This window comes from Serratia sp. Tan611, from assembly GCF_905188235.1.
Classification (GTDB): domain Bacteria; phylum Pseudomonadota; class Gammaproteobacteria; order Enterobacterales; family Enterobacteriaceae; genus Serratia_B; species Serratia_B rhizosphaerae.
Map to the genome: position 1 here is coordinate 4434628 of NZ_LR994655.1, position 26003 is coordinate 4460630.

The 26003-nt window shown below is 59.2% G+C and carries 25 protein-coding genes; 4 read left to right on the forward strand and 21 right to left on the reverse strand.

Features of this window, described 5'->3' with window-relative positions; translation table 11 throughout:
• Nucleotides 1–99: 99 nt before the first annotated feature.
• The 10 genes from TAN611_RS20895 to TAN611_RS20940 all read right to left on the reverse strand — a co-directional run bounded on the left by TAN611_RS20895 (nt 100) and on the right by TAN611_RS20940 (nt 9038).
• The gene (locus TAN611_RS20895) at nt 100–2016 is read right to left on the reverse strand and encodes a transcription antiterminator (RefSeq protein WP_105232765.1); all 1917 of its coding nucleotides are present in this window, start codon (nt 2014–2016) and stop codon (nt 100–102) included.
• Nucleotides 2017–2079: 63 nt separating this feature from the next.
• Nucleotides 2080–3303 (reverse strand): lactonase family protein, encoded by a 1224-nt coding sequence (locus tag TAN611_RS20900; protein WP_203066967.1) that lies wholly within the window; start codon nt 3301–3303, stop codon nt 2080–2082.
• An 89-nt stretch (nt 3304–3392) separates the two neighbouring features.
• The gene (locus tag TAN611_RS20905) at nt 3393–4133 is read right to left on the reverse strand and encodes a KDGP aldolase family protein (protein ID WP_105232767.1); all 741 of its coding nucleotides are present in this window, start codon (nt 4131–4133) and stop codon (nt 3393–3395) included.
• Nucleotides 4130–5245: a DgaE family pyridoxal phosphate-dependent ammonia lyase gene (locus TAN611_RS20910; protein WP_111736300.1), complete on the reverse strand. Its 1116-nt coding sequence runs from the start codon at nt 5243–5245 to the stop codon at nt 4130–4132. Before TAN611_RS20910 ends, TAN611_RS20905 begins: the two co-directional genes overlap by 4 nt.
• On the reverse strand, nt 5229–6368 hold the full coding sequence (locus TAN611_RS20915; protein WP_105232769.1) for an amidohydrolase/deacetylase family metallohydrolase: 1140 nt from the start codon (nt 6366–6368) through the stop codon (nt 5229–5231). Before TAN611_RS20915 ends, TAN611_RS20910 begins: the two co-directional genes overlap by 17 nt.
• 97 nt (nt 6369–6465) lie before the next feature.
• Entirely contained in the window at nt 6466–7119 is a 654-nt protein-coding gene (locus TAN611_RS20920) for a DUF4310 family protein (protein ID WP_172606327.1), read from the reverse strand.
• 11 nt (nt 7120–7130) lie between these two features.
• The gene (locus TAN611_RS20925; RefSeq protein ID WP_105232771.1) at nt 7131–7907 is read right to left on the reverse strand and encodes a DUF4311 domain-containing protein; all 777 of its coding nucleotides are present in this window, start codon (nt 7905–7907) and stop codon (nt 7131–7133) included.
• Between the two features lie 88 nt (nt 7908–7995).
• Nucleotides 7996–8292, reverse strand: a complete 297-nt coding sequence (locus TAN611_RS20930) for a DUF4312 family protein (RefSeq protein ID WP_105232772.1) — start codon at nt 8290–8292, stop codon at nt 7996–7998.
• Nucleotides 8292–8657, reverse strand: coding sequence for an SFCGS family glycine-rich protein (locus TAN611_RS20935; protein WP_105232773.1), 366 nt, complete (start codon nt 8655–8657; stop codon nt 8292–8294). The genes TAN611_RS20930 and TAN611_RS20935 overlap by 1 nt, the downstream gene beginning before the upstream one ends.
• Before the next feature lie 36 nt (nt 8658–8693).
• Nucleotides 8694–9038 (reverse strand): glycine dehydrogenase, encoded by a 345-nt coding sequence (locus TAN611_RS20940; protein WP_111736298.1) that lies wholly within the window; start codon nt 9036–9038, stop codon nt 8694–8696.
• A gap of 453 nt (nt 9039–9491) precedes the next feature.
• Here TAN611_RS20940 and rnk point away from each other — a divergent pair, with 453 nt between their 5' ends.
• A complete protein-coding gene (gene rnk / locus TAN611_RS20945; protein ID WP_105232775.1) occupies nt 9492–9902 on the forward strand; it encodes a nucleoside diphosphate kinase regulator in 411 nt (136 codons plus the stop codon).
• Nucleotides 9903–9937: 35 nt separating this feature from the next.
• Here the strand turns inward: rnk and TAN611_RS20950 are convergent, their stop codons facing one another.
• Nucleotides 9938–10720, reverse strand: a complete 783-nt coding sequence (locus TAN611_RS20950; RefSeq protein ID WP_105232776.1) for a sulfite exporter TauE/SafE family protein — start codon at nt 10718–10720, stop codon at nt 9938–9940.
• Nucleotides 10721–10834: 114 nt separating this feature from the next.
• Between TAN611_RS20950 and TAN611_RS20955 the strand changes: the two genes are divergently transcribed.
• A complete protein-coding gene (locus tag TAN611_RS20955; protein WP_197950590.1) occupies nt 10835–11620 on the forward strand; it encodes a helix-turn-helix domain-containing protein in 786 nt (261 codons plus the stop codon).
• Between the two features lie 27 nt (nt 11621–11647).
• Here TAN611_RS20955 and cybC read toward each other — a convergent pair whose 3' ends face one another.
• A complete protein-coding gene (gene cybC / locus TAN611_RS20960; RefSeq protein ID WP_111736296.1) occupies nt 11648–12034 on the reverse strand; it encodes a cytochrome b562 in 387 nt (128 codons plus the stop codon).
• 143 nt (nt 12035–12177) lie between these two features.
• Nucleotides 12178–13518, reverse strand: a complete 1341-nt coding sequence (pmbA, locus tag TAN611_RS20965) for a metalloprotease PmbA (protein WP_105232779.1) — start codon at nt 13516–13518, stop codon at nt 12178–12180.
• Nucleotides 13519–13695: 177 nt separating this feature from the next.
• Between pmbA and yjgA the strand changes: the two genes are divergently transcribed.
• Nucleotides 13696–14244 (forward strand): ribosome biogenesis factor YjgA, encoded by a 549-nt coding sequence (gene yjgA / locus TAN611_RS20970; RefSeq protein WP_105232780.1) that lies wholly within the window; start codon nt 13696–13698, stop codon nt 14242–14244.
• A gap of 41 nt (nt 14245–14285) precedes the next feature.
• Here the strand turns inward: yjgA and TAN611_RS20975 are convergent, their stop codons facing one another.
• The 5 genes from TAN611_RS20975 to aaeX form a co-directional block, all read right to left on the reverse strand.
• The gene (locus TAN611_RS20975) at nt 14286–14588 is read right to left on the reverse strand and encodes a barstar family protein (RefSeq protein WP_105232781.1); all 303 of its coding nucleotides are present in this window, start codon (nt 14586–14588) and stop codon (nt 14286–14288) included.
• A 5-nt stretch (nt 14589–14593) separates the two neighbouring features.
• Nucleotides 14594–15052, reverse strand: coding sequence for a ribonuclease domain-containing protein (locus tag TAN611_RS20980; RefSeq protein WP_105232782.1), 459 nt, complete (start codon nt 15050–15052; stop codon nt 14594–14596).
• 316 nt (nt 15053–15368) lie between these two features.
• Nucleotides 15369–17336, reverse strand: coding sequence for a p-hydroxybenzoic acid efflux pump subunit AaeB (aaeB, locus tag TAN611_RS20985; protein WP_105232783.1), 1968 nt, complete (start codon nt 17334–17336; stop codon nt 15369–15371).
• The gene (gene aaeA / locus TAN611_RS20990) at nt 17336–18271 is read right to left on the reverse strand and encodes a p-hydroxybenzoic acid efflux pump subunit AaeA (protein WP_105232784.1); all 936 of its coding nucleotides are present in this window, start codon (nt 18269–18271) and stop codon (nt 17336–17338) included. The genes aaeB and aaeA overlap by 1 nt, the downstream gene beginning before the upstream one ends.
• A gap of 7 nt (nt 18272–18278) precedes the next feature.
• Complete coding sequence (aaeX, locus tag TAN611_RS20995; protein WP_004958078.1) at nt 18279–18482, reverse strand: p-hydroxybenzoic acid efflux pump operon protein AaeX; 204 nt, start codon at nt 18480–18482, stop codon at nt 18279–18281.
• Nucleotides 18483–18813: 331 nt separating this feature from the next.
• On the opposite strand from aaeX, the gene aaeR reads away from it, so the two are divergent.
• Nucleotides 18814–19725: an HTH-type transcriptional activator AaeR gene (gene aaeR, locus TAN611_RS21000; RefSeq protein WP_105232785.1), complete on the forward strand. Its 912-nt coding sequence runs from the start codon at nt 18814–18816 to the stop codon at nt 19723–19725.
• Nucleotides 19726–19808: 83 nt separating this feature from the next.
• On the opposite strand, the gene tldD is transcribed toward aaeR, so the two are convergent.
• The 3 genes from tldD to yhdP are packed head-to-tail and all read right to left on the reverse strand — an operon-like array spanning nt 19809 to nt 25931.
• Nucleotides 19809–21254: a metalloprotease TldD gene (gene tldD, locus TAN611_RS21005; RefSeq protein ID WP_105232786.1), complete on the reverse strand. Its 1446-nt coding sequence runs from the start codon at nt 21252–21254 to the stop codon at nt 19809–19811.
• Between the two features lie 7 nt (nt 21255–21261).
• Nucleotides 21262–22122: a deaminated glutathione amidase gene (gene nit1, locus TAN611_RS21010; protein ID WP_105232787.1), complete on the reverse strand. Its 861-nt coding sequence runs from the start codon at nt 22120–22122 to the stop codon at nt 21262–21264.
• Nucleotides 22119–25931 (reverse strand): AsmA2 domain-containing protein YhdP, encoded by a 3813-nt coding sequence (gene yhdP / locus TAN611_RS21015; RefSeq protein ID WP_203066968.1) that lies wholly within the window; start codon nt 25929–25931, stop codon nt 22119–22121. The genes nit1 and yhdP overlap by 4 nt, the downstream gene beginning before the upstream one ends.
• Between the last annotated feature and the right edge of the window lie 72 nt (nt 25932–26003).

The window sequence follows — 26003 nt, forward strand, 5'->3', positions numbered from 1 at the left end:
CCTGTCAGCAAAGAGAGCCTTTGATTTTTAAGATAAAATAAATAATGGTCAATGCAAAGACGGCGCATTCGTGAAGCCGGACACTCAGAAATAACCGGTTTATATCCGGCTCAGGCAATCCAGCGCCACCGCTTTAAAACTGGCAAAATCATTGCTGCCCAGCAGCCGGCTCATCGAGCGTTCACGGACAAACGTCACAAACAGTTCGTAAATCGCCATCGCCTCTTCATAGTCGCTTTTACTGATCGCCAGCAGGAAGATTACGTGCGCCATTTCGCCGTCGCCCCAGTCGATGCCCTGCGGCGCCAGCAGCGTCACCACCACGGTTTTCTTCGCCAGCAGCCCCAGCGAGTGCGGCAAGGCGATGCCTTCCCCGAGCAGGGTGGAAACGATGGCTTCGCGCTCCACCACCGAAGGATAAAAATCCTCGCCGACATAGCCTTCCTGCTCCAGCTGCGCACACACCTTGCGGAATAGCTGCTCCTGGGTCAGCGGCTCATTGACCACCATAAAGTGGTTGGCATCGAAGAACTTTTCCAGCATATACGGCTTGGTGCGGTCCACCAGCACCAGCTTGCCCAACTGCTCCAGCTGATATTCGGTCGGGAACGGCGACATCACCACCACCGGCTTGTTCTTCTCGCTGACGCGGGCGTTGGAAATCACAAAGTCTTCGTCGATATGCGTCAGCACTTCGTAATCACGCAGTGAAACGGTGCGCGTCATCACCAGCTGCGGATATTTGCGGGCGATTTGCGCCTGGATCATGCGCACCGTCGAGTTGCCGGTGTCGCATACCAGCATCACCTGCGGATGGCGCTCATAGCCGATGTTGTAATGCCGCTCCAGCCCGACGCCGATATGCAGCACCAGATAGCCGATTTCGTTCTCGCTCAGCGTGTAAGGGGTATATTTGCCCCAGCTGGAAACCGCCGCCAGCGTAACGTCATAGGCCATCGGGTAGTGCTGTTTGATATTGGTCAGCAGCGGGTTGGGAATATTGATCTGGTATTTCACCCGGGTAATCATGGTTTTGATGTGGGTGAGCAGGTCGGCGCGCAGCTGCTTGTCGCCCTGCAGATTGTAGTTATAGTGGGTATTGATATAGGAAAGGATGTAATCCACCAGCGCTTCTTCATCGTCGGCGTTGATTTCGGTCGGACGCACCTCCTGCACCCGCCGTGCGGCGATATTCACCCGCAGATAGGCCTCTTCGGCCGCCGATACCTCTTTGCCGGCGGCTTTGCTCAGCTCGCCCGCCAGCCAGGTCGACGCCTTGCGCACCGCCTCGTCGCCGTCTTCCACATCAAATTCCGGCAGCGGATAGCCGTCGCTGATGCGCTTGAGCGCTACGGCGCAGTAAAAGATCAGATACTGCTCGCCTTCATCGGTCAGACGAATATTGTATTGCGACAGTAGCGGATGCAGCAGGCCGGCAAAGGTCGTCACCTGCGGCTGCAGCAGGATATCGTTATTCAGAAGCGGATTTTCCGCATTCGCCAAGTGCAGCTGGAACAGTAAATCGGTCAGGCAGGCGCGAATCGCCATTTCGGCGCCGAACAGCTTCATGCCATAACGCGGTTTGGTTTCAATGGTCAGCTGGTAGCCCGCCAGCCGCTCCCTCACCTCAGCCATATCGTTCTGCAAGGTCCCGCGGCTGACAAACCATTCATCGGCCAGATCTTCCAGCTTCAGAGAAAACGCTGAGGTCAGAAAACGCACCAGTAAGGCGTGCACGCGCTCCTGCGCGCTGCGCGGCGTGGCATGCTTTCTGCGTTCCTGCAGCTGCAGCGCATTGAACAACTTGGCGTCATCCACCTGCAGCCGATAGCCTGCGCCACGGCTATGAACAAAGCGCGCCCCGTATTTTTCCAAAATATCATTCAGTGCGGTGATATCCGCACGCACCGTACGGGTGGAAACCGCCAGGCGTTTCGCCAGTTCATCCTGTGGCAGGGTTTCCGATTGCAACGCATCAAACAGATAAGCTAAACGAGGATAAGGAAATCTCACCATTGTCATTCCAATGTTAAGCGCCCGCCTCAGCGCGAGGCGGGCTGCGCTAAACCGACCAGAGAGTTACTGCGTCGCCGGCGCAAAGACCATCTGCGATGGGCTGCCCACCGGCGTATATCCTGCAATAAAACTGAGCTTGCCGCTGTGTGGATCCACGGCGAAACGCGTCACGTTGTCGCTGCGCTGATTGAGCGCATACAGATAGCGCCCGCTGGGATCCAGAGTGATAGTGCGCGGGTAATCACCCCGCGTCCAGGTTTCCGCCACCGGCGTCAGCTCGCCCGCCTTGCCGACGCTAAATTGTGCGATGCTGTTGTGCAACCGATTGGCGACGTACAGGTTGTTACCATCCCGGCTCAGCGCCAGCCCGGCGGCGAAGCTGGTGCCCTGATAATCCGCCGGCAGCGTCGATGCCGCGTGCAGCTGGCTCAGCGTGCCCCGCTGCGTGTCAAAACGATAGCTGGTGAGCGTGGACGCCTCTTCATTCACCAGCAGCAGCGTTTTACCGTCAGGATGGAAGACGAAATGACGCGGTCCCGCGCCCGCCGACGACGCGGCGATCCACGGCGGATCGTTCGGCGTCAGTTGACCGCTGGCATCGTCAAAACGCCACTGATAGATCCGATCCAGTCCCAGATCGGTCGAGAACACGAACTTACCGCTCGGATCGCTGGCGATCATATGCGCATGCGGTCCGTTATGATCGCTGACGGCAAAGCTGCCGGCTACCGCCGCCGCCGGCCTTGCCGCGCCGGCCGGGCCTTGCTGCTGCCGCACCGAGCTGGCCGCCGCCAGTTTGCCTTCCTCATCCACCGGGAAGACAGCCACGCTGCCGCTCTGGTAGTTGGCTACCAGCAGATGGCGGCCGTTCGGCGTCAGCGAAAGATATACCGGGCCTGCGCCCTGTGAATCCACCTGATTGAGCGGCGTCAGGCTGCCGTCCTCGCCATTAATGCGCAGCGCGGCAATCGTGCCGTGCTTACCGTCATCCGCCGTGCCGACTTCGCTGGCGACGTACAGCGTTCTGCCGCGGGCATCGACCGTCAGTTGGGCAGGATTGACCAGCGTGCTGACCAGCGTTTTATCGCTCAGCGCGCCGCTGGCGGCGTCAACGCGTAATCGGTACACGCCTTCGCCGTTGGGATTGTAGGTGCCGATGTAGGCAAAACGGGATGAGGTGGTCGTCATGGCGTCCTCAGCTTGCAGCGCCGGGCTGGCCATCGCCAGCAGCGCCAGGGATACTGCGCCCAATAACGGAGCGCTTCGCAGGGTAACCCAGTTTCGCATATTTATCCTTGATAGAGGTAGGGGCACAACCGACCACGCCCATTAAAACGGGGCGCCGCACTACGCGGCGCCGTCTTTTACGCCGGGGTTCAGCCCACCAGCTTTTTGGTCATTGCCAGCAGCGTTTTCACATCCTGCGGACGGGTATTGCCGGTGGCGGAGTCAATGATCGAACTGTAAATGTGCGGGATCACCTGCTTCACGCCGGCGCGCAGCGCAATCTCGACGATCTCTTCGAAGTTCTGCAGATCGATACCGCCGGTCGGCTCCAGCATGAAGTCATGCTCGGCACAGGCCTGCGCCACATACTGATACTCGTCCTTGCACTTCAGGCCGCCCATCGGGAAATACTTGATGGAGCTGCCGCCCATGTCTTTCAGCAGCGCAATGGCGGTCTCCACCGGCACGATGCCGTCCGGTGCGTCGGCGCTCAACGGCCCGGTAGAGATCTTCACCTGGCCGACGCGGCCGGTCGGCGACACCAGGCCGTTCACCACGCTGTCATTTTGCCCCAGCAGCGCCCGGCTGGCGCCGACGCCGGTAAACACCTGGTTGACGTGCTGCGGCTGCACCTGCTGCGCAATCAGGCTGACCATCGCCGACTGTTTAGGATCGCCCGCCCCCAGCCCCACCGACAGCGCATTGTCGATCAGGCGCGCATAGCGCTGCATATCCGCCACCGCGCTGGCGACGTCCGGATAGTTCTTGGAGAGCACGCCGACCAGCACGTGACCTTCCGCCGCGTCGTAAATCTCCTGCGCGTTGTCTTTCGACCCCGCCAATACGTTGAGACAAACGCGGTCACGGTAATAGTTTGGCTTCAGCTTCATGCTTGTTTCTCCAATAAATGTTTAATACAGGTAAATACGGTCATCAGCTGCGCTTCATCAACGCTGCGCACGTCCACTTCAATCTTGCCTTCGTTGGCCTTGTAACCGCGGAAATAAATGGCGATTTCGCCGTTCTTCAGCGCCTGCACCAGTTCCGAGGTCGAGATGCCGATCGCGGCTTCGTCAAAGGTAATTTCCGCACGGGCGATATCCCGCCCGGCGCTGTCCCAGACGGTCTGCGCGCTGACGCCGTGCAGCGTATTCAGATTGGCGATAAACGCCGACATACGCTCGACCATCTGCGCACCGCTGGTTTTTTCCTGCGTCAGGTAGCTTTCAATCGCCTGCGTCAGGCCCAGGATGCCCTCTTTGCCGACCTTCATCGCGCGACCGATACCGCCGGACTGCTGTTTCACCCAGGAAACGTACTGTTTCTTGCCAAGCACCAGCCCGCTGGTCGGCCCTTCGATCGCCTTCGCGCCGCTGTAGATCACCAGGTCCGCGCCCATCTGGTAGTAACTCGTCAGATCTTCTTCGGCGGCGGCGTCGACGATCAGCGGCAGATTATGCTGACGCGCCACCTCGGCGGCCTGCTCGACCGACAGCATGCTTTTCTGCACGCAGTGGTGTGATTTGACGTACAGGATTGCCGCCGTCTGCGGCGTAATGCAGGCCGCAAGCTGCTGCGGCGAGCACTCATTGGCGTAACCGGCTTCCACCACCTTGCCGCCGCCCAGGGCGACCATGGTGTCGACCGGTGCGCCGAAATTAACGTTGTGGCCGCGCGGCAGAACGATCTCACGCGGTTCATTGACCGGCGCCGAATGCAGGTTCACCAGCAGGTTGGCGTTGTCGCGCACGATCACCGCCGCCACCGACTGGGCAATGCCCGCCGAAGCGCAGGACACCACCACCGCGTCTTCCGCATTCAGCAGCCTGGCGATGTACGCGCCGGTTTTATCCACCAGATCTTTGATTTCAAAGTAATGGTTCAGGCCGTAATCCACCGCATCAATCACCGTCTGGCTCGGCGTGGAAACGCCGAGAATCGTCATGCGGCCGGAGGTGTTAATCACCTGTTTTAAATTATATTTTTCATAGATCGAAGACATGATCGGCCTTCCCTTCATCGGTTAATAAGACTTCCCCGGCCACCACTGCGGCCAGCGGAACCAGCAGTTGCTCGCCCGTGGCGGACTGCCCTTCGGAATCGGCAAACACCTGCGGCCCCTGACGCACCTCAAACAGGGTTAAATCGGCATCGAAGCCCGGCTTGAGTTGCCCCTTGCTCGGCAGACGCAGCGCCGAGGCGGCGTTTTCCGTCACGCAATTAATCACCTGCGGCAGCGTCATGCCCAGAGTGAAGAATTTGGACATCACCGTCGCCAGACTGTGTACCGGGCCGGAGATGCGGTTGCGGCAATAGATATCCGAACTGATGGTATGCGGCAGCACGCCCAGCGCGATCGCCTGGCGCGCCACCTCAAAGCTGAAGCTGGCGGTGCCGTGGCCGACATCCAGCAGCACGCCGCGCTTCAGCGCGCGCTGAACCGACTCACGCAGCGTGCCCGCAGGCGTCAGAATGCGGTTCGGCTTGCCGTTATAACAGTGGGTAATGATGTCGCCGCGCGTCAGCAAATCGGCAATCTCATCCAGATCCGGCGGGTTGTTGCCAACGTGCACCATCAACGGCAGCTGCTGATTTTCCTGCTGAATCTCTTTCGCCAGCACCAACGGCTTAATGCCGTTTGGCCCTACCACGCTGCTGCTCATCCGCGCCTTAATGCCGATCACAAAGCCGCTGTGACGCTCGATGGCGCTCTTCACCCCTTGCTTGTTGATATCGCTCAGATCGGCCAGTTCGTTCTGCCGCAGCAGACCGATGCGCGAAATATTCAGGAAGGCGAAAACGTTGGTTTTGGTGTTACGCGTCAGCGTATAGAACTCATCAATGTCGTCGCTGCCGGTGCTGCCGGCGTCCACCACCGAGGTGACGCCGCTATGGATGCCGACGCGATCCGGTTCATCGTGATAAATAGGCGAAGAGGGGTAGCAGTGCACATGGGCGTCGATCCAGCCGGCGCTCAGACGATAGTTGCCCGCCAAATCCCACTGGCGCTTGGCGGACATTTCCGCCGACAGCTGGCCGACCGCGGCGATTTTACCGTCGGCGATCGCCACGTCCGTCAGGGTATCGTCCGCCAGTCGGGCGCGGCGGATTATCAAGTCATACATACTTCATTACTCCTTATACCCCGCCGGCTTCACGCCGCTGTACGCAGCGTGAAGCCCGGGTATACATTAGTTGTCTTGCTGCGGGAACAGCCGGACGTCAAGCAATGGCGACCGGGAAAATCGCCCCCAGCACCATGGCGCCCAGGATCGCGCCGCCGGTGATTGGTTTACCCCAGATGTAGAACAGTAAAGCGCCAAGCAGAGAACCGATGCCGATAGGAATCGACGCGGTCATGGCGGACAGAATAATCAACGGCCCGAGGAAACGGCCGGAGGAGTTGCCCGCCCCCATCATCACGTCAGCGCCGTAGGTGGAGTTGCTCTGATTGATGGTGAATTTACGCGCCAGAATGATCAGATAACCAATCGCCAGGCCAATCACCAGGCCGGTCGCCAGCGATGCGGCGAAGTTGGCCACCGGGAAGACGAACCCGGCCCCCAGCAGCAGCGCCGGCACGCCCAGCCCTACCCCGGTCTGAATGGCGCCGCCGATATCGAGGATCCCCACCAGAGAGCCTTCGATAATGCGCGCAAACAGGAAGCTGGCGCCGAACGCCGCCACCGCGCCATAGACGCCGGTATCCATGCCGGCGCGCAGCATTGAGACAAACGCCACTTCGTTAAACGCGCCGATGCCGTACAGGTAATACATATGCGTCCCGGCAAACACGCCGGCGGACAGCAGGCCGACAAAAATCGGGAACGACCAGTCGGCATACCAGAAGCCTTTTTGTTGGACTTGTTCTTCCATCATCGCTCTCCTTATTTACCGCTCAGGCCGTTGTGAATCGCATCCAGCCAGCCGGGTACGCCCAGGCTGAAAGATTTGAGCAGTTCCATATCGAAACCGCGGAAGAAGCCGCTCAGCACGAACAGCAGCACGATGGTCGCCATCATGATTTTGGTGACTTTGTTCCAGCCGCTCTCTTCCACGCCCTTGCCGATCAGGATCCCCAGCACCAGGCCCGGTACGGCGTTGCCCATGATCAGCTGCGCCAAGCCGCCGAAAATGGTGCCCCAGAAGCCGGAACGTTTACCCGCGTCGATCGCCGCCAGCCAGAAGATCACCGGCATCACGGTGTTGACCAGCAGGTTGGCCGCCGGCACCAGCACCTTGATCGCCGTCACCTGCAGTGCCGCCGGCACCGCAGAGGCGGTAGAGTTAAGGAAGGCCACCACGATCATGCCGATGATGCCGCAGGCGATCGCCATTTTCTTCGGATCGTGCAGCGTTTGCGCCACGTTGCGGTTTTTGATCATCAGCGCCGCAGCGCCCCAGTTGGGAATAATGCGGTGGTCGACATCCTGCGTGAAGGCGCCGGCCGCTACGGAGGAAGCCCAGGCGTTAAAGAAGAAGCCCAGACCAAATGAGAAGTGCGAAGCCGGGTCGCCCTCGCAAGAGTTCAGCTCGCCTAACGTACGGAAAGCCCCCATTCCCTGAGTCGTCGGGGCATGGAACATACGCGCGGCGCCAGCACCGACGCCAACGCCTACCAGCCCGCCGATAATAATCGACTTAAATAAGATTATGAGAAACATCTGTTTATCTCTCCACGTATACCCGATTAATTGCAAATTAAAGCCAACAACGCCGTAACATGAATAATTCCGGGTATCTGTCAGTTTTTTATCTTGTAGTGAAGACCACCTTTTCAGTGTTGATGACCGTCACATTTATGGTTACTTCCAATGAAACTGCATAGCTTTTTCTTTCCCGCGGCAGGAAGAAAAAGAGAAACCTTTCTTTTGTTATTTTTTCTTCCGCACTTAATACGCTGACGTCCTGCGGTTCGATACGCAGCAGAATATTACTGGTGGACTTTAATACCGCGCCCTGTACGCTTGCCAATGCGGAGGCAAAGGCTTTGGCCTTCGTATCGCCTTTGCCCGCAACGGTGACTGAGGTGGTATATTGTTCCTTCATTATGCCGCGCCGTGTTTTTTGATATAGGCTTCCACCAATTTCTGACCTAGTTCTTCTTTATCCATAAAGCCGAAGCCTAATACGTTGCAGCCTTCATTAATCGCCGTAACGCCTTCGTCAATGGAACGCATGCCGTATTTCGCTTTATAACCATGCTTGGTCTGCGCCGTAATTGCACCGGCGCCGCCGCTGCCGCAAAACGAGATGCCCAGCTGTGCATTTTCCGCCTTCATCACATCGCCAAGCTTCATATCCGCCGCCACGCCAGGGATGACCACTGCTTTTCCGCCGGCATTTTCAACGCCCTGGCCCACTTTCTGCCCTTTTCCCAGACGATCGCCGATAACTACGGTAATTTGACTCATGAAATATTCTCCTGATTTATAATAATTGATAATTAATTATTGGTTATTATCTTTTGCCACTTCGAAATGCACAGAAAGCAAATAGGCTTCCTCGATGGGCAAGGTTTTTAATTGATCGACCACCCGCTGCGCCAGCTGCATCGAGTGCTGCGAAATTTCATCAAACAGAGATTTATCCACTTCCGGCAGCGGTTCGCCGGTAATAGAGCGTAATACCATCGCGCGTACGTGTGATTCCAGCATTTGCTGTTGCACCTCGTTGGTATAAATGTTCTCTGCGTTTAACATTTCAGTAATATCCGCCAGCAGCTGGGTGGTTATTTCCGCCGCCTGCGCAATATCAGCCTGTTCAGTTTTTACCGAAGTTGCTCCTGCATTCACTTTTCAGTCACCCCATGGATACAGACGTTAATTATTGAGTGACAAAGCGGCGCTGAATAAACCGCTTTATCTGATGGCTTTACCCTAACCCCGACGACATGGCTTGTGTAGCGCGTTTTTTTCCAGTTCAAAGTGGAAATTAGGTGACGGATGGGGATCGGTTTCTCAAAATGCATTATTTAGCGATAAGTTAATGGAAATACAATGGGATAACGCACCGCTCGCACACGCCTGGGCGAAAATGTGGAAGAAAAGTTCGTGATCGAGATCTCTTTCTTTTCTGCGGCCAAGCGCCTACTATCGGCAAGACACATCGACATTGCCAACACCCCGCACCTTCAGGCGCGGGGTGTTGCTTTATGCCGCCTTTTTACTATTTGGAAAAAACGCCCCCACGGCGTGTTTTGATGTAGCTCCGGCGCTTGCAGGCACCGGGGACAACGGGAGAGTGGAATGACCAAACCAATCATTACGATTAATGAGCTGGATGCGGAACGCCTGGATGCGTTATTGGAACAGCCGGCTTTCGCCCATACCGACATTGCCGCCGCACTCAACGATGAGCTGGATCGCGCCGAGATCTTGCCGCCGGCGCAAATCCCGGCCAATGTGGTGACGATGAACAGCATCGTTCGTTTTCGCGATCTGCACACCAACGAGGAGCACGTGCGCACCCTGGTGTACCCCGCCTCGCTCAAGGACAGCAACGAACAGCTGTCCGTGATGGCGCCGCTGGGTGCGGCACTGCTGGGTATGCACGTCGGCAAGCAGATTACCTGGACGCTGCCGAACGGCGAGCAGGCGGATATTGAAGTGTTGGAACTGCTGTACCAACCGGAAGCCGCTGGCGAATATCACCGCTAAGCGGCACGACGGGCGGCCCTCCGCCGCCCGTACAGTTACAACAGCATCGATACCAGCACCAGAACCAGCAGCCATACATATACCCGCGCATGCAGCCCATCGTGCATTTTCGGCAGCGCATAACGGGCAAATACCATCCCCAGCATGCCGGACAGCGCCAGCCAGGCCAGCATCCCCAGATTGACATAGCCCAGATAGCCCACGCCGGCGACCTTGCCGTATCCCAGCCAGCCGTACATGCCGGCGCCCATCACCGCGATGGCGATAGACAGCGGATTGGCCGCGCTGACGCAGTATTTCATCTCATAACCATGCCGCCGCAGCAGCGGTACCGTCATCACGCTGCCGCCAACGCCGAGCATGGCGGCAATCACGCCGATAGCCGGCCCGCCCAGCCATAACGTCGCGGCGGACAACGGACGTCGCGCGGTTTTCTGCAGGAAACCTTTACGCCATACGCAATCGATGATGGTCACCAGCATATAAAGGATAAACAGCAGGCGGATCAGGCCGTCCGTCAGCCGCGTGGCGATCAACGCGCCGATCAGCGCACCGCCCGCCAGCGCGTAAAACAGCGGTATTACCGTTTCCCGCCGTAAAGCCCCGCGACGCCATTGGCTATAGCTGGCGTAGCCGGCGTTGAGAATCATCAGCGTGGTCGAAGTCGCGACGGCGATATGCATCGCCAGTGCGTGCTGCTCGCCGGCGATCAGATGGTAGACCAGCGGTACCACCACAAATCCACCGCCGAAGCCAAACAAAATGGTGCTGATGCCGGTCAGAAAACCGGCGGCCAGCAGAATAACAGCGTCCGTCATAACCCATGTCCTGCCCAGAAAAGAATGCGACAGGATAAAAGCGATCGTCTCTGGCTTGCATACGCCGTTATGCCATCTATCATTGCATTTCGGTCAACTTTCCCGGCAACTCCGATGCACAATGTCCCGATCGACGAAGTCGATCACCTGGCGCGTCCGGTTATCGCCCTCGCCAGAAATTATCCGTCCGGCTATCTGCTGCCGATGCACAGCCACCGCCGCGCCCAGCTGCTGTACGGCGCCACCGGCGTCATGCACGTCACGACGCGGCAGGGCAACTGGCTGGTGCCGCCGCAGCGGGCGGTATGGCTGCCGCCGGGCATGCCGCATCAGGTGACGATGATCGGCGTGACGACCCACAGTCTGTATCTCGAGCCGGCAGCCCTGCCGGAGACGGTGCGTGCGGCGCCCTGTCGGGTGGTCAGCATCTCACCGCTGATGCGCCAGTTGCTGATGGCCGCCGTGGAGATGCCGCTTGAATACGCGCAGCACGGCCGCGACGGCGCGCTGATCGCCCTGCTGCTGCATGAAATCGTGCGCATGCCGGCATTGCCGCTGCACATTCCGCTACCGGCCGATGCGCGGCTGCATGCGCTGTGCCACGCGTTTTTACAACGGCCGGATATTCATCTGCCGCCGCAGCAGTGGGCCGAACGGCTATATATGAGCCTGCGCAGCTTCAGCCGTTTCTTTCAGCGGCAAACCGGCATGTCATTTTCACAATGGCGGCAGCGGGCGGCGGTGGTGCTGGCACTGGCGCGGCTGGCCGCCGGCGACAGCGTGACGCAGATAGCGCTGGATCTGGGTTATGAGAATAGCGCGGCGTTTTCCGCCATGTTCCGCCGGGTGCTGGGGCAGACGCCCTCCAGCTTTCTGCAGGGCGGCACGGCGGAGCGATAAGCGGCGGGAAGACCGCCGCCACGGCGCTTAGCGATATTTTTGATGATAGGTGTCGCGGGTGGTTTTAAAGGCTTCCGCCTGCTTTTTCGCCTCGGCCAATTTGCCCTGATTCGCCAGCGCCAGCGAGGCGTCAATCTGGCCGATCAGCGTATCCAGACCGTGACGGAAGCCCTTCATTTCCGGGCTGTCCGGCGCTTTATCCTCCAGCTTGGGCGGCGTGCCCTGCTTGGCGTCCTGCGCGGCCGCGCGCATATTTTGCAGGCTTTGTTTGAAACTGTCGGCGGAATCGGTTTTTAACGCGGTTTTATAGTTGCCGGCGATGATATCCATATTTTCATCAAGATCGGCCGCCGTTGCCAGAGAACTGACGCCCAGCAGTGCCAACGCCGCCAGCGCTTTCAGTGTATTGTTCATGCTCACCTTCCGTTATTGTTTTAATTAACCGCTGGTTAACATAGGCGGCATGCGGAAAAAGCGAAACCAGAGATTTGTAAGGAAGGTTAAAGGCTGGGGAGAGAGAAATTCTGGCCGGCGCAGCGCCGGCCATCGCGCCGTGATTACTGACCGGCGATTTTCATTTCCGGCAGCAGCACCGAGCCGCACTGGATATTGCTGCGGGTTTCGATATCACTGCCGACGCTGACGATATTACGCAGCATATCTTTCAGGTTGCCGGCAATGGTGATCTCGCTGACCGGATACTGGATTTCGCCGTTCTCCACCCAGAAGCCCGCCGCGCCGCGCGAATAGTCGCCGGTCACGCCGCTGACGCCCTGGCCCATCAGTTCGGTTACCACCAGGCCGGTGCCCAGTTGCTTGAGCATGCCGGCAAAGTCATTACCCTGGCCGGCAATACGCCAGTTATGGATGCCGCCGGCGTGGCCGGTGCTGTGCAGACCCAGCTTGCGCGCCGCGTAGCTGGTCAGCAGCCAGGTTTGCAGCACGCCATCCTTCACGATATCGCGACGCTGGGTGCGCACGCCTTCGCTGTCGAACGGCGTCGAGGCCAGCCCCTTCAGCAGATGCGGATGCTCTTCAATGGTCAGCCACTCCGGCAGAATTTGCGTGCCGAGCGCGTCCAGCAGGAAGGTGGATTTACGGTAGACGCTGCTGCCGCTGATGGCGCCGACCAGATGGCCGAACAGCCCGGTCGCCACTTCCGAGGCAAACAGCACCGGCGCCTTCATGGTTGCCAGCTTGCGCGGCGCCAGACGCGACAGGGTGCGGCGTGCGCACTCCTCGCCCACCCACTCCGGGCTGGCCAGATCGTTCAGATCGCGGCCGATGGTATAAGCGTAATCCCGCTCCATATCGCCCTGATGCTCGGCGATCACGCAGCTGGACAGCGAATGGCGGCTGGAACAGTAGCTTTGCAGCATACCGTGGCTGTTGCCGAACACCTTAATGCCGTAGTGGCTGTTAAAGCTGCCGCCTTCGGTATTGGTGATGCGCGAATCGGCACCAAGCGACGCCTGTTCGGCACGCGCCGCCAGTTCAATGCCGCGTTCCGCATCCAGTTCCGCCGGGTGGAAGAGATCGAGATCCGGCGCTTCAAACGCCAGCAGATCCTTTTCCGCCGGGCCGGCATAAGGATCTGGTGAGGTGTAGCGGGCAATATCCAGCGCTGCCTGTACGGTGCGCGCAATAGCGTCCGGGCTGAGATCCGTCGACGACGCGCTGCCTTTGCGCTGCTGATAATAGACGGTAATACCCAGCGCGCCGTCGCTGTTGAACTCGACGTTTTCAACCTCGCCAAAGCGGGTGCTGACGCTGATGCCGGTGGTTTTCGTCACGGCGACCTCTGCCGCATCGCAACCGACCGCCGCCAGATCCAGCGCCTGGGAAACCGCGTTTTCCAGCGTCTTGCGCTGCTGTGCAACCTGAGTGACTACTTTCATCAATCTGCCATAATTTAGAAATCCATAGCCTTGAGTCTAACAGGAAGCGCGTAGAATTTCGCATCTCCGGCGGCAGTATTTCGCACGCGAATCTGCGCGCGATCGCCGCCATGCCAATTATTTTGGGGTTCGCCGCGGCAACCTGTTAGGATTAGCCTCTTTTTAACGGAGCCTACCATGAAAAAACAACCTGAAGACTGGCTCGACGATGTCCCGGACAATGAAAACGAGGACGATGACGAGATTATCTGGGTCAGCAAAAGTGAAATTAAACGTGACGCCGAAGCGTTAAAAGACCTGGGCAGCGAGCTGGTTGATTTAGGGAAAAACGCGCTGGAACGCATCCCGCTGGATGACGATCTGCGCGCCGCCGTCGAACTGGCGCAGAAGATCAAGAAAGAAGGCCGCCGCCGCCAGATCCAGCTGATCGGCAAACTGCTGCGCGCCCGTGACGTCGAGCCGATTCAGACCGCGCTGGACAAGCTGAAAAACCGCCATAACCAGCAGGTTTCACTGTTCCATAAACTGGAGTCGCTGCGCGATCGTCTGGTAGAGGAAGGGGATGAGGCGATCCCGGCGGTGCTGGAGCTGTATCCGCAAGCCGATCGCCAGCAGCTGCGCTCGCTGGTGCGCAACGCGCAGAAAGAGAAAGCCGCCAACAAAACGCCCAAGGCTGCCCGTCAGATCTTTCAGTATCTGCGCGACCTGGCTGAAGCCGCCGAGTAATGCATTACGGCGTCGCCGGCATCATGGGATGAATCACACGTTCATCCCCGATGATGCGCGGCGGCGACGCCGTCGGCTTCACGCATATTGAAATACAGACTGCCTTCCAGCTCTTCTTCCGCCTCCTCAAACAGCAGAATGATCGCGCCAAAACGACGTTTGCGACGGTTATCAAGATTGGTGAACTCAATCTCGACCGGCAGACCGATCTCCCCGGTCACCACGTCCCACAACGCATCCAGATTGGCGCCGAAACCGTCCCCCAGCGCAAACTTATCGGCAAAATCGCGATAAAACGCCGGCAGGTCAGGGATCTGGCTGAAATCAAACTCTACTTTCCCCATCAAACTCACTCCACCCGAATGAAGTTTTTGTAGTGATCGCGCGTAACGAATATCAGGCCGTCGCTGGAATACAACAGCCGATCGGCGCCGCGGCGACCGCAGCGGTAATTGATATCCGCTTCACGCCATACCCGTTTGTGGGCGCTCGGCAGCCGTCCTTCCCGGTTCGAGAAGCGATCGCCGCCAATCGCCTTGCCCGGCAGCACGCTGCACAGATTGCCGCTGCGTGCGTCCCAGCCCTGCTCCCGCGCCTGTCTCTTGCTGATGTAATAGTCCGGCAAACGCTGATGCCGCTGCAAATAACTGACTACCCGCTGCTGCTGCGTCAGCTGGTCGATACTTGCCGACGCCTTCTCGGCCACCGCCGGTACGTTGGAAATCGCCCGATCGCCGGTATCGCGCAGCATGTTAAACCCGGCCACCGCCACGGCGATCGCTATCGCCACGAGAATCCGCTTGTTCATGACTTTCCCTGACATCCGGGCCTGTACGCCCCTGTGTTATATAAATGAATATTATGAATGAAAGATGAACGTCGCGTAACCTTTCCCATCGGAGTCATTACGCGCCGAACCGGCGCCTGATGCAGCACAACCACCGCGCCGCAACGCCCGACGCCGCCTGTTATCATGCCATTTTACGGCGTCGCTGACACGCGTAACCGCCCCGCCAGCGGCAGCCACGACAGAAAAACGCATCTTTTTTCAGTATAGTCTCAGAGGAACGGCAAGACAGCACGCCCCGGCCCGATTACCGCCGGCGGCGTGCTAAAGCGCAGGATTAATCAATTAACGCGTGGCGATAACGATGCAGCATATCCGCCAGACGACGTACCGGACCGGTAACGCTGAGCGGCGCATGGTTATCCACCAGCTTCTGCTGATATTCATTCATTTCGCTGAGCAGACGATCGTAGTAATACGCCCGCTTCACCTCGTTTTTGGCGCTCACCACGCGGTCGGCGGTGCGGCGAATCTGGCGGTGGAACACCGACAGCTCTTCGCTGGCGGGGATCTCGGCGCGCTGCATCCGCTGGTGCGCAATAATCAGGTTCAGCGCCAGACGGTATTTGGCAATATCGTTGGGGAACATCATCAACAGCTGGTTCAGCTGCTGATACAGCGCCGGCAGGTGGTTCTCCCGCCGCTTGGCCGCCTTGGTGGTCAGGGCCGATACCGCGCTGCTGACGAAGCTGTTCAGCAACGTACGGCCGGTGCGCTCACGCGAGTTATCGCGAATCAGCAGCAGCACCATCAAACCGACGCAGCTGCCGAGGAACTGGCCGATAGAGGCATCAAGGAACTGCGTAACGTTGAACTCCATCGGGTTGCTGAGCACCAGAATATTGATGGTGCCGGCCAGCGTCCCCAGCGAGCCAAGCCGCCGCTTCTGTACCTCAATGCCGATAATAAACGCCAGTAATCCCAGGCTGAGACAGAGCAGCAGAATGCTTTGCTGCGTCGCCGGGATGATCACCATAAAGTACAGTGCCCCCAGCGGTATCGCCACCAGCATGCCCAGTACAAAGTCCATCGCCACCATGCGCGGGTTCGGCGTGCGCATCGCCAGCGAGGTGATAACGGCGATAATCACCATAAAGCCGCTGCCGGAGGTCCAGCCGGTCCACAGCCACAGCAGGCAGCCCAGCGCGGTGGCGGTAAAAGTGCGTAGGCCGTTAATCATCGCGTGGTGTCCCTCTGCCGAAGCCGGTTTGATTTCGACTTCTGCGCTGAGGATATCCTCCTCCACGCCGCTGATGCTGCTGTTGGTGTGCACGCCTTTTGCCAGCAGCAGGTAACGGGTCGCCGCGCCGACCCAGCTGGATACCGTCAACAGCGTGTCATCGGTGCGATGCACCGTCAGCACCTGACGCATCACTTTCATGCGACGGTGAATATCCTGCGGCGTCTCCGCCGGCTCCATCAGCAGTTCGCGCAGATTTTCGCTCAGCGCGTCCGGATGGTTGAGCAGAATCAGGTAGGTTTCGCAGGCCTGGGTAATCAGCGTCAGCGACAGCGTATGCAACGCACGCGCGCGGCGGTTGACCTTCTGCCAGTGCGAGGACTCCATCATCAGGTTGGCGCGCATGCCGTTCAGCGCGGTGGTGCCTTTCACCAGGTTGCCCCAGGCGCGGTCGATCTCTTCCTTGTCCGCATTACTGATACACATCTGCAGCAGTTTATACTGCTGCACCAGCAGGTTATCCACCGCCCGGTCGATATCCTGTTTGATCGAGCGCGGGGAGAACAAGAGATCCGCCAGCACCGCGCTGACGATCCCCAGCACGATCTCGCTGCAGCGCTCCACGGCGAACTGCGGCGCCTCCAGCAGGTGCGACTCGCTGGTGGCCACCGTCACGATAATGATCAGCGCGGTATAGCCTGCCAGCCCCCAGGCGTAAGAGTTTTCCACCTTGATCAGCGATGAGATCCAGGTGCAGACGCCGGCCCAGATGCAGCACAGCAGCAGCATCACCACCGGCGCACGCGCGGTGGTGACGATAATCAACAGGCCGACAAAGCAGCCGATAAACGTACCGATAATACGCAGCCAGCCGCGGTAGCGGATAGCGCCGGAAAACGGCTCGCCGCCGGCGGCAAAGGCCGGTCCGGCGGCGACGATGGCGGCGGTCATTGCCGACCAGCGCGGCGTTTCCAGGTTGAGATGAAAGCCGACAAACAGTGCGAAGACGATCGCAAAACTCAGTTTGAACGCAAATCTCAAGCGGATAAAGGTTGGGTTATTCATTAACCGAACTCACGCAGCCGGTGCATCAGCTTGACGAACGGCGACTCACGGTCGCTATCGCGGTCGTTCTGGCCGGTGATCACCACGGTGGCCGTCGTGCCGGCAGGGTATGGATGCTGCTGGTCTTTCGCATCCAGCATGATTTTTACCGGCACGCGCTGCGCCAGACGCACCCACTCCAGGTTGCTGTCGATGGCAGCCAGGCCTTTGCTGTCATTGCTGCTGCTGCTGTTGTTCACCGCCGCCGCCACGCTGTCCACCGTACCGTGCATAATACGGTTGCTGCCGAGCGGAGTAATCTCTGCGCGATCGCCGCGGTTCAGGCCGTGCAGCTTGGTCTCTTCCATATAGGCCAGAATATAGAAGGTGTTCTTTTTCACCAGCGCCACCGCGGTGGAACCGCGGGTGATAAAATCGCCGGCGTGCACGGTCAGGTTGGTTATCCAACCGTCCGCCGGCGCACGCACCGTGGTACGCTCCAGATCGAGCTTGGCCTGATCGCGCACCGCGATCGCCTTCGCCAGCTGGTGCTGTACGGTTTCCAGCGCGTTGCTGGCCTGTTCAATCTCTTCGCGCGACATGGCGTCAACGCCCAGACGCACGCGGCGGCTCGCCTCACGCTTTTTCTCTGCGGCCAGCGCCTGGTAATACGCCACGTCGGCGCCGGCTTCCGCCAACGCCTGCTGATAGCGCGGCTGATCGACCACAAACAGCACCTGGCCCTTTTTCACCAGTTGGTTATCTGTCACCAACACATCGCTCAGCAGACCGCTGACGTCCGGCGCGATCGCCACCACATCGGCGGTAAATTTGGCGTCACGCGTCCACGGCGATTCGGTATAAAACACCCAGGCCTTGAAGACGGCGATAATCCCCAGCAGGACAAGGATCAGAGTGATCGCGATTCTGGCTATTTTTATTGAAAATGTTTTCACAGCGACCTCAAACAAAAAGACACGAAATCAGATAAAACAGGCAGCAATACAGCGCAGTATTGAACAGCGCCGGATGCCAGACAAAATCATAAATACCGGTCGGCTGTAGCAGTCGACGCAGCACAAAAAACAGCGCCAGCGACACGATCAGCTCGAAAAATACCGGGGGAAACGACAGTCCGAAGATAACCATCACCGGAAGCAAACTCATCATTTTTTCCTTATTGTTTACTACGCCGGGGAAGACACGTCTTACTCATATTAATTCACATTATATTTACATTTTAGCGAATGCGCGCCACACCCTATGCCCAGACAGGTTGTCCAGGCTATAAACCTGAAAAAAGGTTAAACTCAAGGCATACATCCGCGATAAGAAAGTGCGAGGGCAACCGGGTCGCGCTGCAACGGGCACATCGCGCAGCATCTGAATACCGCGCTTCTGCGCACAAGTTTTACACCCGGCACTGGTTATATTAGCCTGCTTACTATCAAGTCATCAACAATCTGTGATCTAAATCACTTTTAAGCCAGAGTGAATAATGGAAAGACTAAAACGGATGTCGGTATACGCCAAAGTGGTTGAGTGCGGTTCATTTACCGCCGCCGCGCGCCAGTTAGGCATGAGCGTATCCTCCATCAGCCAGACCGTGTCCAAACTGGAAAATGATTTGCAGGTCAAGCTGCTCAACCGCAGCACGCGCAGCATCGGCCTGACGGAAGCGGGTAAAATCTATTATCAGGGCTGCCGCCGCATGCTGCTGGAAGCCAACGAAGTCCACGAGCAGCTGTACGCCTTTAATAATACCCCGACCGGCAACTTACGCATCGGCAGCTCTTCAACCATGGCGCAAAACGTACTGGCCACCATGACCGCCGATATGCTGAAAGAGTATCCCGGCCTGAAGGTGAATCTGGTCACCGGTATTCCGGCGCCCGATCTGATCGCCGACGGGCTGGACGTGGTGATCCGCGTCGGCGCGCTGCAGGATTCCAGCCTGTTCTCCAAGCGGCTGGGCTCGATGCCGATGGTGGTATGCGCCGCCAAAAGTTACCTGGCCGCGCACGGCACGCCGCGCACTCCCAGCGATATGGTGAATTTTTCCTGGCTGGAGTACAGCGTGCGGCCGGACAGCGAGTTTGAACTGATTGCCCCGGAGGGCATCAGCACGCGCATTTCGCCGCAGGGGCGCTTTGTCACCAACGATTCACAAACCATGATCCGCTGGCTGAAAGCCGGCGCCGGCATCGCCTATGCGCCGTTGATGTGGGTGATCGACGAAATCAAACGCGGCGAAGTGGAGATTCTGTTCAAACGCTACCATTCCGATCCGCGCCCGGTGTATGCGCTGTATACCGAAAAGGACAAACTGCCGCTGAAAGTGCAGGTCTGTATCAACTACCTGACCGAATACTTCCAAAAGGTCGGCGAGCTTTATCAGGGCTACCGCTGACACGCCGGTAATAAAAGACAAAAAAATACCGGTCGGGGTGAGCCGACCGGCATATCTGACGGACCAAACGGCGGTCTGAGCGCTTACGCCGTGCCGCCCACCGTCAGGTTATCCAGCTTCAGCGTCGGCTGGCCGACGCCCACCGGCACGCTCTGCCCCTCTTTACCGCAGACGCCGACGCCTTTATCCAGCGCCAGATCGTTGCCAACCATCGAGATCTGCTGCATCGCCTCAATGCCGGAGCCGATCAGCGTCGCGCCTTTCACCGGTTTGGTGATGCGCCCTTTCTCGATCAGGTAGGCCTCGGAGGTGGAGAAGACGAACTTGCCGGAGGTGATGTCCACCTGTCCGCCGCCAAAGTTCGGCGCATACAGGCCGTACTCTACGCTGGCGATAATCTCTTCCGGCGTCGACTGGCCCGCCAGCATGTAGGTGTTGGTCATCCGCGGCATCGGCAGGTGCGCATAAGATTCGCGGCGGCCGTTGCCGGTCGGCGCTACGCCCATCAGGCGCGCATTCAGTTTGTCCTGCATATAGCCCTTCAGCACGCCGTTTTCGATCAGCACGTTATACTGGCCGGGCACGCCTTCGTCATCGATAGCCAGCGAACCGCGACGTCCCTGCATGGTGCCGTCATCCACCACGGTGCAAAGTTCCGACGCCACCAACTGCCCCATCTGTCCGCTGAAGACCGACGAGCCGCGGCGGTTGAAGTCCCCCTCCAGGCCGTGGCCGACCGCTTCATGCAGCAGCACGCCTGGCCAGCCTGCGCCCAGCACCACCGGCATACCGCCCGCCGGCGCGGCAACCGCCGACAGGTTAACCAGCGCCATGCGCACCGCCTCTTTGGCGAAAGCGTCGGCGCGTACTTCGCCGTCCACCGTTTCCAGGAAATAGTCATAGCCGAAACGGCCGCCACCGCCGCTGGAACCCCGCTCACGCTTGCCGTCTTCTTCCACCAGCACGCTGACGGAAAGACGCACCAGCGGACGCACATCCGCCGCCAGCGTGCCGTCGGTGGCCGCCACCAGTACCTGCTCATAAACGCCGGTCACGCTGGCCGTCACTTCCTGCACCCGCTTATCGGCGGCGCGGGCAACCTTGTCCACCCGGTGCAGCAGGGCGATTTTCTCTTCACGCGGCAGGCTTTGCAGCGGATCGAGCAGCGGATACAGCGCCTGGTGACGAATTTCGCCCAGCGTATGCGCCTTGCCGTCTCCCTGTTCGCGCACGATGCTGCGCGCGGCCTGGGCGCTCTGGTTCAGCGCGTTAAGGGTAATCTGGTCGGCATAGGCGAAACCGGTTTTCTCGCCGCTGACGGCGCGCACGCCGACGCCCTGATCGATATTGTAAGAGCCGTCTTTAATGATGCCGTCTTCAATCACCCAGGCTTCGTGGTAGCTGGACTGGAAATAGAGATCGGCATAGTCGAGTCGGCGTTCGGACAGTTGCCCCAATACCGAATGCAGGTCTTGATGACTCAGCTTATTGGCAGTAAGTAACTGCTCACTGACAAGCGTCAGGCTCATAATTTTTTCACTCTTGATTGGAGGATTTATGTTCAGACGGCGCCTGCAGCGACGTCTGGAATCTGTTGTGCTGCCGCACCGGCATCTGGGCGCGCATGGTCTTCAGCACCTCGGTGTCGACGCGCACTTTAATGGCGGACACGGCGTCGGGGTTCTCTTTCATAATATTCCCCCAGCCGTCCACCGCCATGGTATGTCCCCAGGTACGGCGCGTCTGGCCATGGCGGCCAACCTGCGCGGGCGCCAGGATCACGCACTGGTTCTCAATCGCCCGGGCACGCAGCAGAATCTCCCAGTGCGCCTCGCCGGTAACGCGGGTAAAGGCGGAAGGTACGGAAATCAGCTCTGCCCCCTGATCGCGCAGCGCCTGATACAGCCCGGGAAAACGCAGATCATAACAGATAGTCATCCCGAGGCGGCCGACCGGCGTATCCACCACCGTCAGTTGCCGGCCATGCTGATAGGTATCTGATTCGCGATAGTGCGCATGTACGTCGTTGATATCGACATCGAACATATGCAGCTTATCGTAACGCCCGCGCAGCTCGCCCTGTTCGTCGAACAGCAGGCTGCTGGTAGTGATGCGCTGCGGATCTTCACGGCTGATTAACGGCATCGAGCCGATCAGCAACCAGACGCCGTAGCGGCGCGCCAGATCGCGCACCGCCTGCTGCAGCGGACCATCGCCTTCCTGCTCGGCATGCTGACGATACGCCTCGGCGTCGGCGAACAGCAAGGCATTTTCCGGCGTCATCACCAGTTTCACACCGGTATTGAGCTGCTTGATCTGCTGCTCAATCTGCGCCAGGTTATCCCGGACGCGATCGCCGCTGCACAGTTGTAACAACGCAATATTGGCATTTTTCATGACGCCTTATCCTCTTTTGGCTTACGCAACACCTCATTGATGGTCGGCTGATCCAGGCTGCCGCCGATATGGTAGCGAATCAGCGAAATCTTGTTCCACAGCGGCCCCAGCGCCTTCGACGCGGCGAATACCGCGGCGCCGACGATTGGGTTGATGACAAACGCTGTCGCCACCCCGACCGTCGCTGAAATCTCCGGCGCCACCACCGCCTGCATATCAAGCCGGCGCTGCACCAGATCGACCTGGCCGCTCATGGCGATATCCGCCGCCAGCCCGTCAACCAGCAGGTTGTCGGTATGCATTATGCCATCTTTCATCCAGATGGTGCTGCGGATGGAATCAAAGTAGAACCCGTTGCCGAACGTGTCGCTGAAATCAAACTGTAGCTTACGCAGCAGCGCATCGAAACTTACCAGGCGCAATAGCTGCCCGGCCCGGCCGCCGCCGATGCTGTCGATCTCCCCCTTGCCCATCGCCAGCTTCATGGTGCCGTTGAAGGTGTTCAGCTTCGGCTTCCACGGCTGCCCGCGCCAGTGCAGGTCGAAGTCCACATCATAGGGCGCGTCTTTCAGCGGCGTGGTGATGCCGAGGAAACTGGCGGTATCGTCAATTTTGCGCCCCAGCAGTTTCCCCTTCAGCGCGGTGCGCTCTTCCTGCGCATTCTGCTTCCACAGGCCGGTGGCGCTGACCCGTCCCTTACCGGTATCGATCAGCCCGTGCTCCAGCGTCAGCGTATCGCCGGCGTTTTTCACATCGGCCTCGACCTTGCCCAGCTTCTGTCCGAGGAGCCAACAGCTCTGGCAGCGCAGCATCACGGACGGCCAGCCGCGGAAGGAGATGCGCTGCGCCGGCGCTGACGGCTGCGCCGCGAGCGGTGCCGGCTTGTCGTCGGCAAACTGCGGGTTGTAATACAGGTAATTGATATCGGCGCGCCACGGGCCTTTATCGGCGATCAATACGCTGCCGTCGATCTCCTTACCTTTGGCACTGACGCTGACGCCGCCAAACTGCTGGCGCGCCGCCAGCTCCAGCTGATGCCAGGCCTGGCCGCCCAGCAGCAGCTGCGGGGTGCTCAACGCCACCGTGGTCGGGAAGCGGAAGCTGCCGACCTTGCCCTGAGCGCCGCCGGACTGCTTCAGCGCAGGCGACAGCAGCGCCAGCCATTTTTCACCGTCCAGTGGCGGCAGGTTAAGCGTCAGCGACGGGCTTTGCGGCAGCGGCGGCACGCCGCCGCCGGTGCGCCACGCGGCGCGGTCCAGCGAAACCTGCTGCCGGCCGAAGGACCAGGCGCTGTTGAAGTAGTTTTGTTTACCGGCGCTGCCGTTCAGTTTGAAACCGTTAAGGCCGCCCTGTACCTTGACGTTCACCGGCAACGGTTCACCCGCCGGTTTATCTAGCGGTGGAGGTAAGTGACTGCTCACACTCTTCAGGTCAGCGTTAAGACCGATATCGTAACTGGCCGCCCCGCCGTGCGGCAGGGTAATCGCCACCTTGCCGTTCCACGGCGCGCTGCCGGACAGCGCTTTCGCCACCTCCGGCGGCACCTCCGGGATCTTGCCCGGCTGCCAGTCGCCCTTCAGGCCGACATTGACCTTATAATCCTTTGCCCCTTCTTCGGTGGTGAAGTTCACCGCCATCGGCTGACCAAACCAGTTCGCCGTCAGGGTGTTACTGGCCAGGTTGCCGTTATCGAAGGTAAATTTGCCGCTGACCTTTTCCAACGTGCTGTCCAGCGGTTTCACCAACAGCGAGTTATTGTTCAGCGTGACCTCACCTTTAGCCGCCACCAGCTTGCCGTTCAACGGGATATCAAGATGTAAGCGCCCACTGACATCCCCACCGACCTGCAGCTGTTCCAGCGCGCCGCCGATGGAATCATGCAGCGGCGTTTGCATAAAGTAGTCCCGCACATCCGGCCCGGCGCCCGCCACGTCGGCGTCAATCAGCAGACGCTGTTTACTGTAGTCCGGGATGACCGCGCGGACGTTTTTGCCGTCCACCTTGCCCAGCCTGGTGGCCGGCGCCTGCATCCACAGGCCGTCGTTGCGGAAATCCAGATCGATGGCCAGATCTTTCAGCGCCGGCCAGCCCGGCTGGAACTGGAAGGTTGAGTGGCGCAGCGGCACATACACCTCAAAGTGCCCCTCATTATGCTTATAGGGGAACTGATGCGGGTTGCCGGCATAGATCAGCGAGGCGTTATCCACTTGCCCGCCCTGAATGGCGCCGCTCAGGTAATCGACCAGGTGAGTGCCCATCAACGGCTCCGGGAAGTAGCGCCAGGCGTCGGCGCCGTCGGACAGACGAATGCCCGCCAGAATACTCAGCCAAGGCTCGCCCTTGGCCGGCTGCCGATAGCGGAAGTCACCATTTGCCCACAGCGATTTGGCTTTCACATCCAGATTCTGGCTGGAAAGCTCCCAGCCCTGCGCGCCATAGCGCCAGTTCAGCGCCCCGCTGGCGCTGCTGATTTCCAGCGGCGCCCGGAACATATCGCCATACGGCAACGTGCTGTTTTTCAGGTCGAGATCCAGCCTGCCGTTTTCCACCCCGCCGCTGAGCGCGCCGCTGAAGTGGTTTACCCCCGGCAACAGCTGCCAGTGCTGCCAGCTCAGGTCGCGCCAGCGCGCCTGAAACCGGCTTCTCTCCGGCTGTTTCAGCGGAATATCCAGCGCCAGCGCGTCCACCCGCCCCTGCGGCCGGATATCTTGCCAGCGCTCCAGCATATCCGGGCTGAGGAACGAGAACGTCGGCAGCAGCGACGACAGCCGCTCCAGCTGGATGTCGGTAGCGCGGATACGCAGCTCTTCCTGCTGTTCCGGCCCGATAAACCGGCTGTTTTCCGGTAGCCACAGCCCGGACAACATCCCCTGCGGCCAGGCCTGACCGTCGGTTTTAATATTCAGCTGCGGCACATCCAGCTGCCAGCCGCCGCCCTGACGTTTTACCGCCAGCGCTAAATTATCGACCTCCAGCCGGTGCGCGTCGCCGCCGACCGTCCAGCGGGCTGCGCCCTGTTTCAGCAAAGCGTTGCCGCCATAAATTTCACCCTGCTGCACCTGCAGCCAGGCGGCCAGGCTGAAGTCAGCGCTTTCCAGACCGGTATTGGACTTGAGCCAACGGCTGAACCACGGCTTCATATCGATATCATCGGCCTGCAGGTACACCGTGCCGGTATTCAGCAGCCCTTTGTTATCATGCAGATCCATCCGCACCTGCACCGCGCCGTGCTGGCCGTTAAACGTCGACAGGCTGATTTGCCCCTCGGCACGGTGACGCTGATCGCTGTTCAGCCAGGTCAGCTGCGGAATGGCAACCTCGGCGCGCGGGCCGGACGGCGTCAGGAAAGAGACGCGGCTGTCGCGCAGGTCGAAGTGGTCAAACTGATACAGCAGCAGATCGCTGACGGTGCCGGGCTGAACGGTGCTGCCCTTGTTTTTATCGCCGCCCAGCGTGGTATTGATATCCAGCTGCAGCTGATAAAAGGTGAGATCGCGGAATTGCCAGCGCCAGTGTAATAGCGACTGCCAGACGTCGAGCGCCAGCGTAACCCGATCGATATGCAGGTCACTTTTGGTCATCGCGGCGCGCAGATTGCGCACCTCCAGCCGCGGGCCGAAGCTCTCCCAACTGCCCTGAATAAAATCGGCCTGCACCGGCACGCCGGAGAGCGCCGAAATTTTCGCCAGCAACTGTGGGCGATAGCTGTTCAGTTCCGGCAGCGCCAGGCGCAGCCCACTGACCAGCAACGCCACGGCGACAATTAACGTGGCGCCTGTTGCCAACAAAATCCCAGGCAGTCGCTTCACTCTATCTCCTTGCTTCCGCTGCCCGGCAACGGGAATGAATGGGTTCCGCATGCGGACCCTGCCAATCACAGC

Excerpts from the sequence above, each read along its gene's own strand:
- TAN611_RS20935 (WP_105232773.1), bottom strand. The coding sequence starts at position 8,657 with ATGAGTCAAATTACCGTAGTTATCGGCGATCGTCTGGGAAAAGGGCAG.
- TAN611_RS20905 (WP_105232767.1), bottom strand. The coding sequence starts at position 4,133 with ATGAAGCTGAAGCCAAACTATTACCGTGACCGCGTTTGTCTCAACGTA.
- TAN611_RS20910 (WP_111736300.1), bottom strand. The coding sequence starts at position 5,245 with ATGTCTTCGATCTATGAAAAATATAATTTAAAACAGGTGATTAACACC.
- TAN611_RS20920 (WP_172606327.1), bottom strand. The coding sequence starts at position 7,119 with ATGGAAGAACAAGTCCAACAAAAAGGCTTCTGGTATGCCGACTGGTCG.
- aaeX (WP_004958078.1), bottom strand. The coding sequence starts at position 18,482 with ATGAGTTTGCTTCCGGTGATGGTTATCTTCGGACTGTCGTTTCCCCCG.
- TAN611_RS20950 (WP_105232776.1), bottom strand. The coding sequence starts at position 10,720 with ATGACGGACGCTGTTATTCTGCTGGCCGCCGGTTTTCTGACCGGCATC.
- TAN611_RS20915 (WP_105232769.1), bottom strand. The coding sequence starts at position 6,368 with ATGTATGACTTGATAATCCGCCGCGCCCGACTGGCGGACGATACCCTG.
- TAN611_RS20975 (WP_105232781.1), bottom strand. The coding sequence starts at position 14,588 with ATGGGGAAAGTAGAGTTTGATTTCAGCCAGATCCCTGACCTGCCGGCG.
- TAN611_RS20980 (WP_105232782.1), bottom strand. The coding sequence starts at position 15,052 with ATGAACAAGCGGATTCTCGTGGCGATAGCGATCGCCGTGGCGGTGGCC.
- TAN611_RS20955 (WP_197950590.1), top strand. The coding sequence starts at position 10,835 with ATGCACAATGTCCCGATCGACGAAGTCGATCACCTGGCGCGTCCGGTT.
- TAN611_RS20900 (WP_203066967.1), bottom strand. The coding sequence starts at position 3,303 with ATGCGAAACTGGGTTACCCTGCGAAGCGCTCCGTTATTGGGCGCAGTA.
- aaeB (WP_105232783.1), bottom strand. The coding sequence starts at position 17,336 with ATGAATAACCCAACCTTTATCCGCTTGAGATTTGCGTTCAAACTGAGT.
- TAN611_RS20930 (WP_105232772.1), bottom strand. The coding sequence starts at position 8,292 with ATGAAGGAACAATATACCACCTCAGTCACCGTTGCGGGCAAAGGCGAT.
- yjgA (WP_105232780.1), top strand. The coding sequence starts at position 13,696 with ATGAAAAAACAACCTGAAGACTGGCTCGACGATGTCCCGGACAATGAA.
- cybC (WP_111736296.1), bottom strand. The coding sequence starts at position 12,034 with ATGAACAATACACTGAAAGCGCTGGCGGCGTTGGCACTGCTGGGCGTC.
- tldD (WP_105232786.1), bottom strand. The coding sequence starts at position 21,254 with ATGAGCCTGACGCTTGTCAGTGAGCAGTTACTTACTGCCAATAAGCTG.
- rnk (WP_105232775.1), top strand. The coding sequence starts at position 9,492 with ATGACCAAACCAATCATTACGATTAATGAGCTGGATGCGGAACGCCTG.
- TAN611_RS20895 (WP_105232765.1), bottom strand. The coding sequence starts at position 2,016 with ATGGTGAGATTTCCTTATCCTCGTTTAGCTTATCTGTTTGATGCGTTG.
- aaeR (WP_105232785.1), top strand. The coding sequence starts at position 18,814 with ATGGAAAGACTAAAACGGATGTCGGTATACGCCAAAGTGGTTGAGTGC.
- pmbA (WP_105232779.1), bottom strand. The coding sequence starts at position 13,518 with ATGAAAGTAGTCACTCAGGTTGCACAGCAGCGCAAGACGCTGGAAAAC.
- TAN611_RS20925 (WP_105232771.1), bottom strand. The coding sequence starts at position 7,907 with ATGTTTCTCATAATCTTATTTAAGTCGATTATTATCGGCGGGCTGGTA.
- nit1 (WP_105232787.1), bottom strand. The coding sequence starts at position 22,122 with ATGAAAAATGCCAATATTGCGTTGTTACAACTGTGCAGCGGCGATCGC.